Raw genomic sequence first — 17986 nt, 5'->3', positions numbered from 1 at the left:
GCAAACCTTTACGTAAGTTTAATCAGGAAAAACGTAGCAAGGTATAAAATAAAATAGTAATTTTGCATCGTAAAAGAAAAACAAACTCATTAGTATAAATCATGAAAAAATTGCAAGCTTTAAACAAAAGGACTGCGCCTAAAAGCGTAATGCCTGAGAAGATCATTCAGTTTGGTGAAGGAAACTTCCTGCGTGCTTTCGTTGACTGGATTATTTACAATATGAATCAGAAAACTGATTTCAATGGTTCTGTTGTTGTTGTTCAGCCAATTGAAAAAGGTATGGTTGATTGGCTTAATGGTCAAGATTGCCTATATCATGTAAATCTTCAGGGACTTGATGAAGGTAAGCCGGTAAACAGCCTTACACGTATTGATGTTATAAGCCGTGCATTGAATCCTTATACACAAAATCAAGCTTTCATGGCTCTTGCAGATCAGCCTGAAATTCGTTTTGTAATATCAAATACGACAGAAGCTGGTATTGCATTTGATCCTAACTGTAAACTAGAGGATGCTCCTGCAAGTTCGTATCCCGGAAAATTAGTACAGTTGCTTTATCGTCGCTATCAGACATTCAATGGTGATCCAACAAAGGGTCTCATTATTTTCCCATGTGAGCTGATATTCCTTAATGGTCATGTTCTCAAAGATTGCATTTATAAGTATATCGAACTTTGGAATCTTGGTGAGGACTTCAAAAAATGGTTTACAGAATGCTGCGGCGTTTATGCAACATTAGTTGACAGAATTGTACCGGGTTTCCCACGCAAGGAAATTAAGGATATTCAGCAGAAAATCTGTTACGAAGACAATCTCGTCGTTCAGGCAGAAATATTCCATTTATGGGTAATTGAAGCACCTAAAGAGATTGCAGAAGAATTCCCTGCAGATAAGGCTGGTCTTCATGTATTATTTGTACCTTCAGAAGAGCCATATCATGAGCGTAAGGTTACATTGCTTAATGGTCCTCATACAGTATTGAGTCCTGTTGCATTCTTGAGTGGTATTAATATTGTACGTGATGCTTGCAAAGATCCTGTTATTGGCAAGTATATACATAAAGTTCAGTTCGAGGAGCTTATGGAAACACTTAACCTTCCGAAGGACGAACTTCAGAAGTTTGCTAGTGATGTTCTGGAGCGCTTTATGAATCCGTTCGTTGATCATCAGGTAACTAGCATCATGCTTAACTCTTTCCCGAAATATCAGACACGTGACCTGCCCGGTGTTAAGACATATTTGGAGCGTAAAGGTGAGCTCCCACAAGGTCTTGTGTTCGGTCTTGCAGCCATCATAACATACTACAAGGGTGGCAAACGCGAAGATGGTACTGAGATTGTTCCTAATGACTCTCAGGAGATTATGGACTTGCTTAAGAATCTTTGGGCTACTGGCGACACTCAGAAAGTTACAGATGGTGTTCTTTCTGCGACACAGATTTGGGGTGAAGATTTGAATAACATTGCAGGTCTAAATGCATTGGTTAAGAAGGATCTCGATCTCATTCAGGAGAAAGGCATGCTTGAAGCAGTTAAGACAATTCTGTAATGTATACCAAATATTTGTCTAGTACAAATTAAATAATAAGTCAGGCTCTGCAGTAGTATTTTTACATGCAGAGCCTGTTTTTCATATATTATTTATATGGATAGTAAAATAAAATCTATATTAGAGGAGTACGCTCAACGATATGAGACATCTGATTTCTTGCATGATGATCCAAGTCGATTTATGCATCAGGTTGAAGGCAGACAAAATAAAGAAGTTGCTGCTTTTGTTGCATCATGTTTGAGCTATGGAAGCAGAAAACAGTTTATGCCCAAAATACAAGCACTACTCGATTATGCTGATAACGATATGTATAATTGGATAAAGCAAGACTATTATAAAGATAGTTTTAAAGAAGATGATAAAAGCTGCTTTTACAGATTGTATAATTTCAGCATGATGTATAAATTATTTGAATCTTTACACAATCTGCTGATAGAATATGAATCAATTGGTAATTTTGTCAAAAGGAATTCTTCTGACGGATTATCTGCAATAAAAGCAATAACAAGCTATTCTGCAAAAACCGGCATAGAGACAATTATCCCTAAAAATACTACATCCGCGTGCAAGAGAGTTTGTATGTTTCTAAGATGGATGGTCAGAGATAATTCTCCAGTAGATATAGGTTTATGGAGTGATTTTATTGACAAGCGTACCTTAATTGTACCATTGGATACACATGTTCTTCAAGAAGCGAATAAATTACATTTGATAAACAATAAAACGGCCTCAATGAGTGTGGCAATAAAGCTTACAGAGAAACTTAGGGATATTTTTCCTGACGATCCGCTTAAAGGTGACTTTGCTCTCTTTGGTTATGGGGTTAATCAGTAATCATTTTTACAAATGATAAAGTCTCTTAATAACTAGAAACAATAAGTTAATGTAGTTTTCTATGCATTAATAAATTCTATGTCTTATTTTGGGAATAAATAGGCGAATGCCTCAGCAACAAAAAGACACGTTGAAAATTCCAAGATCATTTTCAACGTGTCTTTTCTATTTCACAAAATATTCTATTATTTCTTTTTAGCAACTGGTTTGTATGCTTTATTTAAACCTGCAATAACTTCGTTTGTTATATCATAAGTTTTGTCGGCATACAGAATATTGTCACCAGCCTTACTCAAGATGAGAGAGAATTTCTTATCTTTGTTATATACAGCTAAATAGTGCTGGATACTATCGCGTAAAGCTTTATTAAATTTTTCTGTTTCAGCCTGGAACTCAGCACCTAATCTTTGCTGTAAAGCCTGTAAGTCCGCATTCTGCTTCTGCAAACCGGCTTGAACAGCTTCTGCCTGCTGCTGGGTATATTTATTGTTCTGTATATCCTGCTGGAATTTTGCGGCTGCTGCCTGAAGAGAACGTCCTTTGGCATTTACTGTATTTTGAATATTCTGGCTCTTCTTTTCAAGAATCAAAGAATATTCTTTGCAGAATTTATATTGAGACATAATTGAATCCACCTCAATATATGCAATCTTCATACCTGCATTTGCGGTGTTGGTAGAAGCCGACTTTTCTTCTACCTTTGGTGCTTGTTTGTTACATGAAGCCACAACGAGTGACATTAATGCAACAACAGCTGCTGAACGGATTAATTTTTTCATACCCATTATTGTTTTAAATTATTACACTGATTTATTCTTGTCCAATCTTTCGACATGTCTCCGGGCTTCTTTATCTTCATCCATTACGCAGTGTATTTTGTTCTTGCGCAAACCGGGATTATCACCCACGTGTGGAGACGAAAACTTCCCGTTCTTTAATAATATAAGCTTTATACAAAGCAATATTAAAGATATAGCAATTATTAACATGCCAAGAAGGAAAGTTTCTGCCATTTTTCTTATTTTTGCATGCAAAGATAATGCAATTCGGAGACAAAACAAAACAAACCCGTTTGTTTTTGCGGTTCTTATATTGCTTATTGTAAACAGAAATATTTATTTTTAATAAAATAACATAAATGTAGCAATAATAATGGAGAAAATTGAACTAAAGCCGGCAAGTGTCTTTGAGCACTTTGCACAGATCAACAAGATTCCACGTCCTTCAAAGCACGAGGAAAAAATGATTGAATACCTAAAGAATTTTGGTGAGTCAAGAAACCTTGAAACCATTGTAGACGAAACCGGAAATGTTGTAATAAGAAAGAAGGCTTCAAAGGGATACGAGAATAAAAAGACTCTTATCCTTCAGAGCCACATGGACATGGTTTGCGAGAAACTTGTTGATAAAGAAATCAACTTTGAGGAAGATCCTATTGAAACTTATGTTGATGGCGAATGGCTGAAGGCTAAAGGTACGACATTAGGTGCAGACGATGGTATTGGCTGTGCTATGCAACTTGCCGTGCTTGATGACGACTCTTTGGAACATGGTCCTATTGAATGTGTATTTACAAGAGATGAGGAAACAGGCCTCACAGGCGCCAGTGGCATGAAAGAAGGATTTATGACAGGTGATATGCTCATCAACCTTGACAGTGAGGATGAAGGTCAGTTCTTCATTAGCTGCGCCGGAGGTATGACTACAGTTGCCACATTCAATATAGAAAGAGAAGAGGCTCCTGAAAATTATTTCTTTTTAAAACTTTCACTTCAGGGTTTGCATGGCGGACATAGCGGTGACGATATTAATAAAAAATTCGCAAATGGTATTAAGTTACTGACAAGGTTTATTTATATTATAAACGAAAAATATGGTGTAAAACTTGTTAGTTTCAATTCAGGACGTATGCACAATGCTATTCCTCGTGATGGTGTTGTTATTTTTGCAGTACCTGCTCAATACAAAGAAAACGTCAGTGTTGACCTAAATGTATTTACTGCTGAAGTCGAGGCTGAATTCCATGTTACAGAAAAGGAGATTAAATTTAGTCTTGAAAGCACAGATAAAGGGCTTGTAATAAAAGAGCCAGTAAATACAAAATTCATACAGGCTCTTCAGGCTGTAGACAATGGTGTTATGGCCATGTGTCAGGATGAAGCACTTGCATGGATGGTCGAAACTTCAAGCAATGTTGCTAGTGTAAATACTACAGAAAGAGATATAAAGATTGTCGCATCACAGCGTTCTAACGTAATGAGCAATCTTAACAATATGGGCAACACAATAAAAGCTTTGTTTGAGTTGGCTGGTGCTGAAGTTACCCAAGGGGACAAATATCCGGCATGGCAGATGAAGCAAGACAGTAAGCTCACCCAAATTGTTGTAGACACATACAAGAAGCTCTTTAACAAAGAACCGTTGGTAATCGGAATCCATGCCGGTTTGGAGTGTGGTCTGTTCTCAGAAAAATATCCGCATCTTGACATGGTATCAATGGGTCCGACTCTTAGAGGAGTACATTCTCCTGAAGAGCGCTTGCTTATACCTACAGTTCAAATGGTTTGGGATCATCTTTTGGAGATAATGAAGAACGTTCCCGAGAAATAACGCTTCTGCAGGATGAAACGTTATATTAAGATTATTATTATCTGTTCTATTACTCTTGTTGCTGTAAGTTGTGGAAAGCAGCATAAAGCAGAGAGTGCTGTTAAAGATTTTCTTGATCAAAACATGACGGCTGCCGACTATTCGATAAGCTTCAATAAAATTGATTCAACGAAGAATCTTACTGACAGTATGATAATTGTAATGAAAAATAGTGCGAAAAAAAACAGGCTTTTCAAGAAGAACATAGAATACGGAAATGGTAATAAGCCATATATATTTACAAAGACCAAAATATGCAATGGCAAAGATACCGTGCCTTATACATTCTATCTTGATAACACATTAAAGAATGTCATCGCTTTCAAAATGCATTAGTGAGAAGATATTTTAAAGTGCAAATGGAATCTTGGTTCCTGAAATCTACATGAAGGATACATCAGAATTGGTGTATCCTTTTCTTTATTCTAAACCTTCAATAGAATTATGCTGTATTGTTGATTGCTATTCAGCTACGTCAAGACGTATGGAAGATTAGAAAATAAATAAGACTAATAAAGTATATATAAGTAATGAATAGATGCATTTAAAAACGCTTGCATATGTTTTTCTATTTGCCATATATAGCACGCGTGGAGACAATCTTTTGTTGTCTCCACGCATGCTATATAAATTATGTTCAATATTTATCATCTGCAAATGTTCAAGACGAGCAATCTTATTATCTGGTCTTATTTGGCAGATGAAACTCATATGAGCGGTCGAACACTTCCTGTACTTTATTTATTTCCAAGAATGTGGTTCCACCTCCCCTTCCAAAACTGCCACTCAGATAAGCTATCTTGTCTTCCATACGTAAGTAGCCTTTCTGGCGTAACATACGCAGAGCTGCAAGGAATTGCTCCTGTGCGCCAATCTGTTCATGTTGAGCAACAGGAATAACGCCATAGCTCAGTGCCAGCCATCGCTGTGTCTTTTCCTTATAGCATATTGCAAGTACAGGGTTGGGACCTCTGAATGCAGCAAGGTTACGTGCAGTAAGACCTGTCTTACTGTCTGTGATTATACCCTTCACGCCCAATCTTTCGGTCGCTTCAATAGCATTACGTGCCAAAAATTCTGTTACATCGCAATTTTCACTGAGCGGAAAGTCGTAATCGTGGTCATACATCTTATCCTGTTCAGCTTGTTCTGCTATTGAAACCATAGTTTTAACAGCTTCAACAGGATACTTTCCTGAAGCAGTTTCGCCGCTCAGCATCAATGCGTCTGTTCTATAATAAATAGCATTTGCAATATCTGTTACTTCCGCACGTGTCGGGCGCGGATTATTAATCATAGTATGAAGCATTTGTGTCGCAACAATAACAGGCTTTTTAGCTCTCATACATTTGTGAATTATCATTCGCTGTATTCCAGGAATCTTTTCAATAGGGACTTCAATACCTAGGTCACCTCGTGCTATCATGATTCCGTAAGACGCTTCTATGATTTCATCAATATTATCAACACCTTCCTGATTCTCGATCTTAGAGATAATCTTGATATCACTATTGTGTTCATCAAGAATCCTCTGAACAGCAAGCACATCTTCCTTGCTTCTTACGAAAGAGTGAGCTATAAAGTCGATATCTTCCTCTATTGCCAGTAGTATGTTGCGTTTATCTTTCTCTGTAAGTGCAGGCAGGTCAATATGAACACCTGGCACGTTAACACTTTTATTAGATCCTAACAATCCGTCATTTTGTACTTGTGCTACGACAGCAGGACCATTTATGCCGATTACCTTCATGTCTATCGCGCCGTCATCAAACAGGATGTCGTCTCCAACATGCACATCATTGGCAAAGTTTTCGTATGACAGATTTAATATATCGTGCTCCGTTTTCATTTCTGGACGTCCAAAAATTTTTACGACGTCTCCTGTCTTATATTCAATAGGAGCATCATTTCCCGTTGTTCTTACTTCAGGGCCTTTGGTATCAATCAGAATACCAATATGCTTACTAACCGCACGTGTATTCCGTATTATCTGTTTTATTCCCTCAGGTGTGGCGTGTGCGGTATTCATTCGTACCACATTCATTCCTGCATCAAAAAGTTGGCGAATAAAATCAACGTCGCATCTGCGATCGCTTATAGAAGCTACAATCTTAGTTTGTTTCATAAATATACGGTTATATTACCTTGATTAGGTTGCAAATTTACAAAACAAATTCTATAAATGCAAGCTATTGTGCAGCAAAATCATCCCATTCTTTGAACTTAAGTTCTCCTTCAATCCATTCTTGACGTGTTTTTTCGTTATGCGGATTAGAAACTGATAGCCCTATTAGTCTTATCGGTTTAGTAGAATAATCCACCTGCTCAATAAGTTTTTTTGCTAAAGGAAGTATGGTATCCTTATCAGTAAGAGGTTTAAATGACGTTATACTTCTTGTTGTCTGCATAAAATCGCTGAACTTTATTTTTAGCGTTAGAGTATAGCCGATGAATTTGCTTTTATCCAATCTTTCTGTTAATTCTAGGACAATATGGTATAGCTCTATATAAATGGCCGATTTTCTATTAAGGTCAGTCAAAAAAGTTTGTTCACATCCCACGGATTTTCTTATTCTCACCGGCTCCACAGCTCTTTCATCAATGCCGCGTGCAAAGTTATAATACATTTTTCCTGACTTTCCAAACACCTCAGTTAGATGATTAAGGGTGCATTGACGCAGCTGTTTTCCGTTAAAAATGCCCATTTTATGCATAATGACAGCTGTCTTCGGACCAACACCCCAAAACTTCTCTATTGGCAGAGTTTCCAGAAACATTAATGCCTTTTCTGCTTTAACAGTAAATATTCCGTCAGGCTTGTTATAGTCAGACGCTATTTTTGCCAAAAACTTATTGTATGAGATGCCGGCAGACGCAGTCAGATACAGTTCGTTTTTTATCCGTTCCTTTATCTTTAGTGCAATCTCTTCAGCCGGCATATTATTGATATTATCAGTGACATCAAGAAAGGCCTCGTCTATTGACAGAGGCTCTATCTTATCGGTGAAATCGCAGAATATTTCATAAACCTGCATTGAGACAGACTTATATCTGTCATGGTCACTTGCAACAACGATTAATTGTGGACACAGCTTTTTTGCCTTAAATATAGACATTGCTGAATGTATTCCATATTTTCTGGCTTCATAACTTGCTGTAGACACAACTCCACGTGGACCATCAAAGCCTACTACTATAGGCTTTCCCCGCAATTCAGGATTGTCTCTCTGCTCAATAGAAGCAAAAAAGGCATCCATGTCGATATGAATTATACTACGTTCCACCCAATTGTTTCCTTAAGTCACCTCATTTTTTTACAATCTCCATCTCCAATGTTTTACGACAACATGGCCAAGACGTCCGATGACTGTAGTTATTTTGTTTACAGTCAATGATTTCCCTGCTATAATAAAAAGTACAGCCACCAATATCATCAGCACTCCGGTAGCCATTCTTAATGTCAGCTGTTCGCCAAACATCACCACTCCAATCACAACGGCAGTCAATGGCTCTAATGCCCCCATTATAGCTGTAGGTGTTGAGCCTATTTCGTGAACAGCAACAACCATCAACAATAACGAAATTACCGTTGGGAATAATGCCAAAATCAACGCATAGAACCACATCTCTGGAGTCGTAAGCATTTGAATATAATTGTTTTGGTCACCTGCCAACGAATAAATGATGAGAGATATTACACCAAATAATAACACATAAAATGTGAGTTTGACAGAAGATATTCGCAATGGAGATTTGTTTACAACAATTATATATATAGCATAAGTTAAAGACGAAATCATAACAAGTATCACACCCGTGATATTCAACACATCCCCGTCATTTCCCTTATATAACAGAGCAATGCCGCTAAGAGCAAGAATTATCGATAATATAGTTATTATGGTTAGTTTTTCTTTGAAGAATACGGTCATCATTACAGCCACCATCACTGGATAGGCAAATAGCAACGTACATGCTATTCCTGCTCCCATGTAATGGAAGCTCAAGAATAGTGTCAATGATGACATCGCAAACAATATGCCTAATGCCACTAATATTGATGTTTCTTTCTTTGTTATCGCAAATGACTGGCGCTTGAAAAACATAAAAAGAGCCAATAACACCACGGCAAGTCCATATCTGAAGAACAATACCGTATTTGTATTTATGCCCTGCGAATAGAGTGGCAATGCGCCTAACGGATTTAATCCATAGCTAACGGCAGCACCGATGCTGCATAATGTTCCTTTTAACTTTGAGTTCATAAGACGTGTTCGTTCCTTTACTGAATTACATGCAAATAATTAATAAACAAAATAGTCAGACAAATTTTATGGTTCTAATTATCCGGTTGTATTGTTCTCTGCGATTTCTGCAGCCAATCTGCGAGCCGGTTTCCCTGTCTGTGTGCGAGGTATTTCTTTCACACTTATATATATCTTTGGCTGCCAATATTTTGGCATATTGTCTTCGCATAGTTTCTTTATTTTCTCAATATCGTCGCTTTCAACGAGTATTGCGACAACCTCACCAAATTTATGGTCACTCTTTTTTGTTATAACATATGGTACGGTCAAATATTTCTTTAACAAGGCTTCCACTTCTTCTATCTGTATTTTTATGCCCCCGCTGTCTATGACGTTATCTTTACGTCCCAATATGCGAAAATGCCTGCCATCTTTCCCAATTTCAGCTATGTCATTCGTTATAATCATCGAATCTGATACTTTTGGGGCGTCAATTACAAGGCATCCATCCTCATTTACACTCACATCAACACTTTCAAAAGGCGTATACCAACAGCTAGCCTCATTGCCGTTAAGGCGTCTTAAGGCTATATGTGACAAAGTTTCAGTCATGCCATATGTGCTCCATACCGCATTTGGAAAATCCCTGAGCTCTCTCTCCATTTTATCGTCTATCGCTCCTCCGCCTATTATCAGGTGGTTTATCCGCATAAGTATTTCTTTTTCTTCTGGCACCTGCAGACTGTTAAACACCTGCATAGGTATCATTGCAGCAAATACAGGAGCTTCGGTCATTCCAGACAATGGATGCCCTGACGGTTTCACGTTAATAAGTTTGAGCTTACGCACGATAGAGCGTACTACCACCATCTTACCGGCAATATAATCGAGAGGCATGCACAATAATGCCGTGTCACCCTCCTTTAGGTTCAGAAAATCACAAGTTATGGTTGCGCTAGCTTCCATCTTGCATTTCTCAACCATCATAGGTTTCGGTTTGCCTGTTGATCCGCTTGTGTGCACAAGCATCATATCAGAATCATTGTTCCATTCGGTATAAAAATCATCAAGTGTCATTCTCTGTCTTCTGCCAATTTACGCCAAAGTTTATTGTCTCTTATTTCCAAAGGCATGTCTATGTTGTCTGTAAAGAGCATACCCGTGCCCAGTCCTTGCGGAATGGATATATCTGGTCCATACTCTTGAGCTGTAAGTTGTGCAATAGAGTTCAGCCCTATATTGCTTTCAAGAGCACTAGTAATCCATGTCTTTATGCCTTTGTCCGTAGCAATATCTATCCATTCCTTCACACCGTTTATTCCTCCATGTAATGAAGGTTTCAGAATAATGTATGCCGGTTTTATCACATTGAGCATATATTCTTTCATGTCCGGATCATTTACGCCAATAAGTTCCTCATCTAGTGCAATAGGCATTGGTGACTCACGGCATAGCTGAGCCATGTTGCCCCATTGATGTTGCCGTATGGGCTGTTCTATCGAGTGTATCGAATATTGTGAAAGTAGTTCCAGTTTGTACAGAGCATCATTAAATTTAAAACCTCCATTTGCATCAAGCCTGATTTCCAGTTCATTATGCGAAAATCGTTCACGTATATGTTTAACCATATCAAGCTCCTTGTCAAAGTTTATTGCTCCTATTTTCAGCTTGATACATCTGAAACCTTGCTTTATTTTTTCGTCTATACGCTGCATCATTTCTTCGAAAGTTCCCATCCACACAAGACCGTTTATCGGTATTCCGGCTTCACCACGGCTAAACGGAGTATCATAGAAGTTGATGCTGCCACATTCAAAATGTTTCAGCGCAGTTTCAAGACCAAACAGCATTGACGGAAAATCACGCATTTCTTTATAATCTATTTGCCCCTCGTTCATGAACTTGTCACACATCTTGCGCAATGTCTCTTCATAATCAGGAGCATAGTCACAGCTTAAGTCTGGCAGTGGTGCACACTCGCCAATACCTTTATGTCCCGGCATATCCGGCGATGTAAGCTCCAGCAGCCACGATAGCCTTGTCATATACACTCCACGTGAAGTGCCAGCTGGTTGCTTAAAGTGAAATGTACGTGGTATAATCTTTATCTCGTATCTCATACGTAACTTTAATTTTCGGCATTAACTTATAGTCATCATTATCTTTTGTCCTGTCGGCCATATGTTTTTTATTTATAAAACAGATTTGGTAAATTACTTATGGTTGTTTAATTCCGGTTACGGTATGCACATATAGATACATACTGCAACCGGAATTAAACATAAGTATTTATATTACAACTATCTGTTTATGGCAGTTTAGGATATTTCTTGAAGTCAGGCTTACGCTTTTCAAGAAAAGCTTTTCCGCCTTCCTGTGCCTCATCCAAAAAATAGTAGAGCATTGTAGCGTCTCCTGCCAATTCCTGTATTCCCGCCTGTCCGTCAAGCTCTGCGTTTAGTCCGGCTTTAATCATACGCAAGGCCAACGGGCTGCGTTCCATCATAGTCTCAGCCCATTCTACACATGTATCCTCCAACTTGTCAAAAGGAACTACACAATTAACAAGTCCCATACGCTCAGCTTCTTCTGCTGTATATTGGCGGCACAGGAACCATATCTCTCTTGCCTTCTTCTGTCCTACTATGCGTGCAAGATATGAAGCTCCAAATCCGGCATCGAACGAACCAACCTTAGGCCCAGTCTGTCCGAATATTGCGTTCTCACTAGCAATAGTCAAGTCACACACCACATGGAGCACATGACCGCCCCCAATGGCATAACCGTTAACCATGGCAATAACAGGCTTAGGCAGAGAACGAATTTGTTTTTGAACGTCAAGTACATTTAGGCGCGGCACACCATCTTCTCCTACATATCCGCCTCGCCCCTTAACATGCATGTCTCCTCCAGAGCAGAAAGCCTTGTCGCCTGCACCTGTTAATATAACAACGCATATATCCTGAGCTTCGCGACAGTAGGCAAAAGCCTGACTCATTTCAAATGTTGTCCTAGGAGTAAACGCATTTCGATAACGCGGACGGTTGATGGTAATCTTTGCAATACCATTGTATTGTTCAAACAATATTTCCTTAAAGTCAAATCCCTTTATTGATTCCCAATTTCTCTGTGCCATATTTATTTTATATTTTTTACTAATTCACTTAATGCATTACTATCATCAGATATGTCCGTAAACACCTCAAGCAACATCGGGCGTTTTGCATCCGAGGCGAGCAGCATGGCAATGCCAAAGCGCAACTCTTCTGCATTACGTGCAGACATATATCCTATATCGTTTTGTGTGCATATACCTTGAGCAGTTGTCATGTGGCATGCCGCAACAAGTTTTTCGCACGCATTACTCTCTTTCAGTCCTTTCAAATTGTAGAATATTCCACCACCGCCATTGTTCAGCAGCAACATACGGAAGTTGCCTCTAAGATTTGTGTTCCATAAAGCATTCTGGTCATAAAAGAAACTGAGATCACCTATCACACAGAACACCATATCGCGGCATGCAACAGAAAATCCTGCTGCTGTTGACAAGCTACCTTCTATACCGTTTACACCGCGGTTACACCATACATAATGATCTGAATATATGTCAGCCAAACGAACTGCCGAACTATTGGCATAATGCACGTGATATTCATAGTCCATGTCTGCCAGTGACTCTTCAAATATTTTTACAGCAGACATCTGGGAGTATTGCGGATCATAAGCGGCAATTTTTTCGTCTATGATCTTGATCTGTTCATGCCATATATGTCTAAACTCAGCGTTGTCAAGGTCAGACACGCCGTCTTGCATACCCTCTGTTTCGTTTATCATTTTGGCCAATGCCGTCAGTGCCTCTTTATAGTCGGCCTCAATAATCCCCGTAAGATGCATAAAAGTGTCGTGTATCTCACGGTCTTCACTTATAGCCCAGCTTTCAGCTGGATGCGACAGACGTAGAAACTTTTTCAGACGTTTGCTCACCATATTGTCGCCTAGAAAAAGAATAAAGTCAGGCATATAGCGCTCGTCTTTTCCTATACGTGACAGCATCAAGTCAAAATGTGTAATAACGTCAGATGCCAGTGTCTCTGATATCGTTACAACTTTACGTCCTATAGTCTTTATGGCATCTGTAACTTCACTGTTTCTGGATCTTGTCTGTCCTACTATAATCATAGGCTTATGTGCTGCCTGAATCCGTTCTGCAATCGTTCTTAAAGCGTCTAAATTCATTACAGATGGCATATAGCTTATTTTACGCTCAAGTGGCAGTTCCTGTTGAGTGAAGTTAAACAATGGCTCGTTGATATGTACGTTAATATGCACAGACTTTCTTTCGTGTGTCTTCACAGCAATAAGAGCCTCATTCACTACTCTGTTGCAATACCAGTGCTCTTGTTCATTATTTGGCTCTGACAGCGATACGCATTTGCTCACATATTTACCGAACGCACCGCTCTGAGGCAGCGTCTGTCCGTCAAGCTGATCAATCCACTCCAACGGACGGTCTGCTGATATAACAACTATTCCCCTATGCCGATAGGATGCTTCTGCCACTGCCGGAACGACATTAAGCAATGCAGTGCCTGAAGTAACACACACGGCCACAGGACTATTATCAGCCAAAGCCATACCTAAAGCATAAAAGCCTGCACTGCGCTCGTCTGTTACAGGGTAACATATTATGTCTGCACATTCGTTAAAATTGTGCACTATGGGCGCATTTCTTGACCCAGGACACACCACCACTCGTTTCACCCCGTGTGCAACAAGCAATGAGGTTAGTATATTTATATTCTTCTTATCGCTAAACATCGTCTCATTGTATCCATTTTGGCTTCTGTTTCAAGCCATTCTGTTTCTACTTCACTTTCACTTAACAATCCACCACCGGCATATAGTTTGCAGCATCTGCCTTCTATCTGCATGCATCGTAATGTCACAAAGAGATGTGTGGAGCCTTCGTAGTTCAGCGGTCCTGAGAAGCCGCTATAATATCCTCTGTCACCGCTTTCATTATCTAATATAAACTTGTAGGCTTCTTCTTTGGGCAGTCCGCATACTGCAGGCGTTGGATGAAGTGTCTTTATAAGATTTCCTATACCTGCATTGACATTCAAGTTAAATCTGAAATGTGTGACAATATGTATCAGCTGACCGGCCACAAGTGTCTGTGGTTTTGCTTCATCAACCTTTGGGGTAAAACGCCGCAGGCGCTCTTGTATATAGTCGGCAACATATTGCTGTTCGTGTATGTTTTTTTCGTCCCACACATCGTATATATTCCAGTTTTGCATTTTCTGTACTTCCGACTCGTCTACAATACCAATACGTTTTGTTCCGGCTAAGGCCACTGTATGCCATTCTTCTTCATGTCCTTCAACCAATGTCTCTGGCGTTGCCATGATCCATGTTCCGCTGTAAGGTGTAGATACAAGCGCTATAAATTCATTTGGATATATACGGCAAGCTCGTTTGAATATCAATTCCGGGGTAATATCTTCACAAGCATTTTCCACACTATTTCTCGCCAATACAATCTTCCGAAATGTTCCTTTACATAATTGGGAATGAAATTTGTTGAAATCAGTTTTATACTGCCTATGCTCTTTGTCAATGTCACGATTGCTAAAAGCCAGCGACTTATGCTTACTACAATCATCAATCTTGCAAGTTTCAGTCTCGTCGGGTCTTATCAGCAGCAACGGATGCTTTTCAGACATCATAAACGGTGAAAAGACAAAACCCGTCCTTCCGTTTAAATCTGCATATGACGGCAATATTTCAGCTTCGCCGTCACACTGTCGCATAATGGTGTAGGTTGTCTCATGCGGCAACCTGTACATGACAAAGCTATTATTCATCAGTCTGATTTTTTGGAGTAATGATATAGTTGGTAACATGTATGGTAGAGATGAGTCCGCCAGACGAATCGGTTATATCAACATCCCATACATGCAGTTTATGTCCTTTGCTGACAAGTCGTGCCGTAGCCGTAACAGTATCACCTTCTGCCACCGCCTTGACGTGATTGCCGCTGACACTTATGCCCACACATATTTTGTCGGGGCACAAAGCCAACGACCCAACTCCGGCAACATTTTCAGCCAATGCCAGTGAGGCACCGCCACTAAGGAAGCCGAAGGGTTGGCGATTACGTTCGTCAACCGTCATCGTTGCCTTGCATATATCGTTCTCTGGCGTAGAGACAAAATCCATACCTAAGGCGGTCGACAGATTCGGACGCCGCTCTATCAGTCGTTTCACTGCTTCAACATCCATAGGCGCTCCTGTCGTGCTATTTAAAGAACATATAATAACATGCCGCAAGAACGGCTAGTATTATGATAAAGAAGATTGTCTTCATAAGACAACCCGCAACTTTCTTGAATATAAAAATGCCTACAATGAGCGCAATAATACAAAAAATATAATATCCGAAATTTTCCATTTTCAAACTACATTAGAATTGTGTATCCGTTCTTCGTGGAATACTGCAATTTTAAGTAAGACTATTAAAAAAGTTTTCTGAAATTTACCGGTATAGGCGTTTCAAACTCCATACGGCGTCTTGTTATAGGATGGTAAAAACACAGGACATAAGCATGAAGGCACAGACGGCCTATTGGATCATCACCATTACCATATTTTATGTCACCGCACACAGGATGTCCCATGTCTGCAGAATGCACACGTATCTGGTTCTTTCTGCCTGTCTCAAGCCTGAATTCAACAAGGCTGTGATCAGTGGTCCGGTCAAGCGTATGAAAATGCGTTACTGCGTATTTGCCTCCGTTGTCATAAGGAGAAGAGTATGTAATATAAGCCTTGTTGTCTTTCAACCAACTGGTCATAGTTCCATAGTCGTCCTCCATTTCACCGCTTACCACAGCAACATATCTGCGGTCATAAACTATGTCATGCCATTCATGTTCCAGTATCTGTTCTGTCTGCATGTCTTTGGCATAAATCATTAGCCCGCTGGTGTCACGGTCAAGTCTGTGTACGACATGTGCAGTGCATTTCTGCCTGCTCGTCTTAAAATACGAGTCAAGCACTGTCTTGACGTTCAGCGAACTATGGCCTGCAGCCATCGACAATATGCCAACATTCTTTTCTACAACAACTATATAACGGTCTTCATAGACAATCTTGATGTAGCGGTTTTTAAACATTTCAGCGTTTTGCTTACTCCTGCTTACAGCTACTTTCATACCGCAACTTAAGGGATAGTCAAACTGTGTTATCACCTTACCGTTAACCTTCACCCCCCTGCCCTGCAACGTAGATTTTATCTTCGTGCGGCTTGTATTCTCCATGCTGTCAAGCAGAAATTCCAGCAGCGGTTTGTCTTCTTTTACCGTTAAATGCAGATAATTATTGTCGTTATAATTTGTGCGCATATAATTGTTGTTGTTATAAATCAGGAGCAAAATAGCCAATTCCCGTTTTTAGCGTTTATGCCGAGACTCAGCTTAGCTTATGCAAAGATAATGCAAATCGAGAGCAGAATCATCCAAGTCTTGCTTGAGCGTTATGCCGAGATGCAGCTTAGCTTATGCAAAGATAATGCAAATCAGATGCAAGTCAAAATAAAATCATCTATATTTATGCTTTTACCGCATGTTACACCAAATAAACCGATAAAACAAAGGTTCTGTCAGCATATATATGATTTGTTTATATTTATGATAGTGCAATAAATTATTGATTCCAAATAATTGTTTGTCACCAATCACTAAAAGTTCAATGACCATTTGTGTTAAAATATTTTTTATTACCTTTGCACTAGCAATTTGCCGTATCAAGGAAACAATATCCTACGGCACATAAATATCATACATCTTACCAATTGACACGATGAGTCTTATTGATATCACATTTCTTGCCTTGGCTTTAGCAATGGATTGCTTTACAGTTTCCATTGTCAGTGGAGTCATTATCCGTAAATACATTCTTTCGATTATTTTGCGCATGGCAATTCTGTTCGGTCTGTTTCAGGCAATGATGCCTTTTATTGGTTGGTTAGGAACAAGCTATTTCAGCCATTACCTTGAGTCTGTCGACCATTGGATTGCATTTGGTCTTTTGGCTTTTCTTGGTGGGAAAATGATAAAAGACTCGTTCGGAAGCGAAGAAGAGGCTCATTTTGACCCTTCAAAACTGACAAGCCAACTACTCTTTGCTGTTGCAACCAGTATTGACGCCCTGGCTGTAGGCATATCTTTCGCATGTCTTGGATATAAAAATATAGAACAGCTAACCTTGCCGCTTATCGTCATTGGCGTATGCTCGTTCGTTATGTCTATATTAGGCAACATTCTAGGCGTAATGTGTGGCAAGTCGATAGTAAAGCGCCTTAAGCCAGAATTTATCGGAGGAGTGATTCTTCTTCTGATAGGTTTCAGAATATTATACGAACACATCAGCTTTTAACTTAAATCTACTAGTTTACATATTCCATCTTTATTCTTTTTCTATTTCGCAAAAACAACCATTTTTTTTGAAAAATATAAAGAAAAAAATGTAAAGCATAATTACCGTCTATTTTCTTAAAAAGGAATCTCCTTTTAGAAAAGTTTATGTTATACCTGATAGATTGATAAAACTATATTATTAATCCAAATCAGTCTTTGGATTCAACGTAACTATATTGTCATTCACTTTTAAACATAATGAGCCATATAATGAAATGTAATA

16 protein-coding genes are annotated in these 17986 nt (G+C 39.2%); 5 read left to right on the top strand and 11 right to left on the bottom strand.

Annotation, left to right across the window (positions count from 1 at the left end; all coding sequences use genetic code 11):
• Window positions 1–110 precede the first annotated feature (110 nt).
• Window positions 111–1550, top strand: a complete 1440-nt coding sequence (locus tag ACZMIG_RS07565; RefSeq protein ID WP_053399219.1) for a tagaturonate reductase — start codon at window positions 111–113, stop codon at window positions 1548–1550.
• Window positions 1551–1646: 96 nt separating this feature from the next.
• Window positions 1647–2387 (top strand): TIGR02757 family protein, encoded by a 741-nt coding sequence (locus ACZMIG_RS07560; protein ID WP_288949696.1) that lies wholly within the window; start codon window positions 1647–1649, stop codon window positions 2385–2387.
• A 185-nt stretch (window positions 2388–2572) separates the two neighbouring features.
• Here ACZMIG_RS07560 and ACZMIG_RS07555 read toward each other — a convergent pair whose 3' ends face one another.
• Window positions 2573–3166 (bottom strand): OmpH/Skp family outer membrane protein, encoded by a 594-nt coding sequence (locus ACZMIG_RS07555; RefSeq protein ID WP_021854431.1) that lies wholly within the window; start codon window positions 3164–3166, stop codon window positions 2573–2575.
• A 373-nt stretch (window positions 3167–3539) separates the two neighbouring features.
• Between ACZMIG_RS07555 and ACZMIG_RS07550 the strand changes: the two genes are divergently transcribed.
• The gene (locus ACZMIG_RS07550; protein WP_302024613.1) at window positions 3540–4997 is read left to right on the top strand and encodes an aminoacyl-histidine dipeptidase; all 1458 of its coding nucleotides are present in this window, start codon (window positions 3540–3542) and stop codon (window positions 4995–4997) included.
• Window positions 4998–5009: 12 nt separating this feature from the next.
• The gene (locus ACZMIG_RS07545) at window positions 5010–5372 is read left to right on the top strand and encodes a hypothetical protein (RefSeq protein ID WP_302024614.1); all 363 of its coding nucleotides are present in this window, start codon (window positions 5010–5012) and stop codon (window positions 5370–5372) included.
• Window positions 5373–5715: 343 nt separating this feature from the next.
• Here the strand turns inward: ACZMIG_RS07545 and pyk are convergent, their stop codons facing one another.
• The 10 genes from pyk to ACZMIG_RS07495 all read right to left on the bottom strand — a co-directional run bounded on the left by pyk (window position 5716) and on the right by ACZMIG_RS07495 (window position 16689).
• Window positions 5716–7161: a pyruvate kinase gene (gene pyk / locus ACZMIG_RS07540; RefSeq protein ID WP_487889405.1), complete on the bottom strand. Its 1446-nt coding sequence runs from the start codon at window positions 7159–7161 to the stop codon at window positions 5716–5718.
• Between the two features lie 64 nt (window positions 7162–7225).
• Window positions 7226–8320 (bottom strand): DNA polymerase IV, encoded by a 1095-nt coding sequence (gene dinB, locus ACZMIG_RS07535; RefSeq protein ID WP_418874346.1) that lies wholly within the window; start codon window positions 8318–8320, stop codon window positions 7226–7228.
• 30 nt (window positions 8321–8350) lie between these two features.
• Window positions 8351–9301, bottom strand: a complete 951-nt coding sequence (locus ACZMIG_RS07530; RefSeq protein ID WP_487889404.1) for a DMT family transporter — start codon at window positions 9299–9301, stop codon at window positions 8351–8353.
• 78 nt (window positions 9302–9379) lie between these two features.
• A complete protein-coding gene (locus ACZMIG_RS07525) occupies window positions 9380–10360 on the bottom strand; it encodes an AMP-binding protein (RefSeq protein WP_021854424.1) in 981 nt (326 codons plus the stop codon).
• The gene (gene menC / locus ACZMIG_RS07520; protein ID WP_021854423.1) at window positions 10357–11403 is read right to left on the bottom strand and encodes an o-succinylbenzoate synthase; all 1047 of its coding nucleotides are present in this window, start codon (window positions 11401–11403) and stop codon (window positions 10357–10359) included. The genes ACZMIG_RS07525 and menC overlap by 4 nt, the downstream gene beginning before the upstream one ends.
• Before the next feature lie 188 nt (window positions 11404–11591).
• Window positions 11592–12419: a 1,4-dihydroxy-2-naphthoyl-CoA synthase gene (gene menB, locus ACZMIG_RS07515; protein ID WP_021854421.1), complete on the bottom strand. Its 828-nt coding sequence runs from the start codon at window positions 12417–12419 to the stop codon at window positions 11592–11594.
• Window positions 12420–12421: 2 nt separating this feature from the next.
• Window positions 12422–14101: a 2-succinyl-5-enolpyruvyl-6-hydroxy-3-cyclohexene-1-carboxylic-acid synthase gene (gene menD, locus ACZMIG_RS07510; RefSeq protein WP_021854420.1), complete on the bottom strand. Its 1680-nt coding sequence runs from the start codon at window positions 14099–14101 to the stop codon at window positions 12422–12424.
• Window positions 14077–15150 (bottom strand): isochorismate synthase, encoded by a 1074-nt coding sequence (locus ACZMIG_RS07505; RefSeq protein WP_288172637.1) that lies wholly within the window; start codon window positions 15148–15150, stop codon window positions 14077–14079. The genes menD and ACZMIG_RS07505 overlap by 25 nt, the downstream gene beginning before the upstream one ends.
• Window positions 15143–15568 (bottom strand): PaaI family thioesterase, encoded by a 426-nt coding sequence (locus ACZMIG_RS07500; protein WP_021854418.1) that lies wholly within the window; start codon window positions 15566–15568, stop codon window positions 15143–15145. Before ACZMIG_RS07500 ends, ACZMIG_RS07505 begins: the two co-directional genes overlap by 8 nt.
• A gap of 233 nt (window positions 15569–15801) precedes the next feature.
• Window positions 15802–16689, bottom strand: coding sequence for an RluA family pseudouridine synthase (locus ACZMIG_RS07495; RefSeq protein ID WP_487889403.1), 888 nt, complete (start codon window positions 16687–16689; stop codon window positions 15802–15804).
• A 457-nt stretch (window positions 16690–17146) separates the two neighbouring features.
• Here ACZMIG_RS07495 and ACZMIG_RS07490 point away from each other — a divergent pair, with 457 nt between their 5' ends.
• The gene (locus ACZMIG_RS07490; RefSeq protein WP_021854414.1) at window positions 17147–17722 is read left to right on the top strand and encodes a manganese efflux pump MntP; all 576 of its coding nucleotides are present in this window, start codon (window positions 17147–17149) and stop codon (window positions 17720–17722) included.
• Window positions 17723–17986: the final 264 nt, after the last annotated feature.

This window comes from Xylanibacter sp. (genome assembly GCF_057607445.1).
Note: the sequence above shows the minus strand (reverse complement) of the source record. Positions and strands in the feature narration are given on the sequence as shown.

Bases quoted from the DNA above. Each gene is read 5' to 3' on its own strand.
- ACZMIG_RS07495 (WP_487889403.1), bottom strand. From the start codon at position 16,689: ATGCGCACAAATTATAACGACAATAATTATCTGCATTTAACGGTAAAA.
- ACZMIG_RS07530 (WP_487889404.1), bottom strand. From the start codon at position 9,301: ATGAACTCAAAGTTAAAAGGAACATTATGCAGCATCGGTGCTGCCGTT.
- ACZMIG_RS07505 (WP_288172637.1), bottom strand. From the start codon at position 15,150: ATGAATAATAGCTTTGTCATGTACAGGTTGCCGCATGAGACAACCTAC.
- ACZMIG_RS07490 (WP_021854414.1), top strand. From the start codon at position 17,147: ATGAGTCTTATTGATATCACATTTCTTGCCTTGGCTTTAGCAATGGAT.
- pyk (WP_487889405.1), bottom strand. From the start codon at position 7,161: ATGAAACAAACTAAGATTGTAGCTTCTATAAGCGATCGCAGATGCGAC.
- ACZMIG_RS07560 (WP_288949696.1), top strand. From the start codon at position 1,647: ATGGATAGTAAAATAAAATCTATATTAGAGGAGTACGCTCAACGATAT.
- menB (WP_021854421.1), bottom strand. From the start codon at position 12,419: ATGGCACAGAGAAATTGGGAATCAATAAAGGGATTTGACTTTAAGGAA.
- menD (WP_021854420.1), bottom strand. From the start codon at position 14,101: ATGTTTAGCGATAAGAAGAATATAAATATACTAACCTCATTGCTTGTT.
- ACZMIG_RS07525 (WP_021854424.1), bottom strand. From the start codon at position 10,360: ATGACACTTGATGATTTTTATACCGAATGGAACAATGATTCTGATATG.
- ACZMIG_RS07555 (WP_021854431.1), bottom strand. From the start codon at position 3,166: ATGAAAAAATTAATCCGTTCAGCAGCTGTTGTTGCATTAATGTCACTC.
- menC (WP_021854423.1), bottom strand. From the start codon at position 11,403: ATGAGATACGAGATAAAGATTATACCACGTACATTTCACTTTAAGCAA.
- ACZMIG_RS07550 (WP_302024613.1), top strand. From the start codon at position 3,540: ATGGAGAAAATTGAACTAAAGCCGGCAAGTGTCTTTGAGCACTTTGCA.
- ACZMIG_RS07545 (WP_302024614.1), top strand. From the start codon at position 5,010: ATGAAACGTTATATTAAGATTATTATTATCTGTTCTATTACTCTTGTT.
- ACZMIG_RS07500 (WP_021854418.1), bottom strand. From the start codon at position 15,568: ATGGATGTTGAAGCAGTGAAACGACTGATAGAGCGGCGTCCGAATCTG.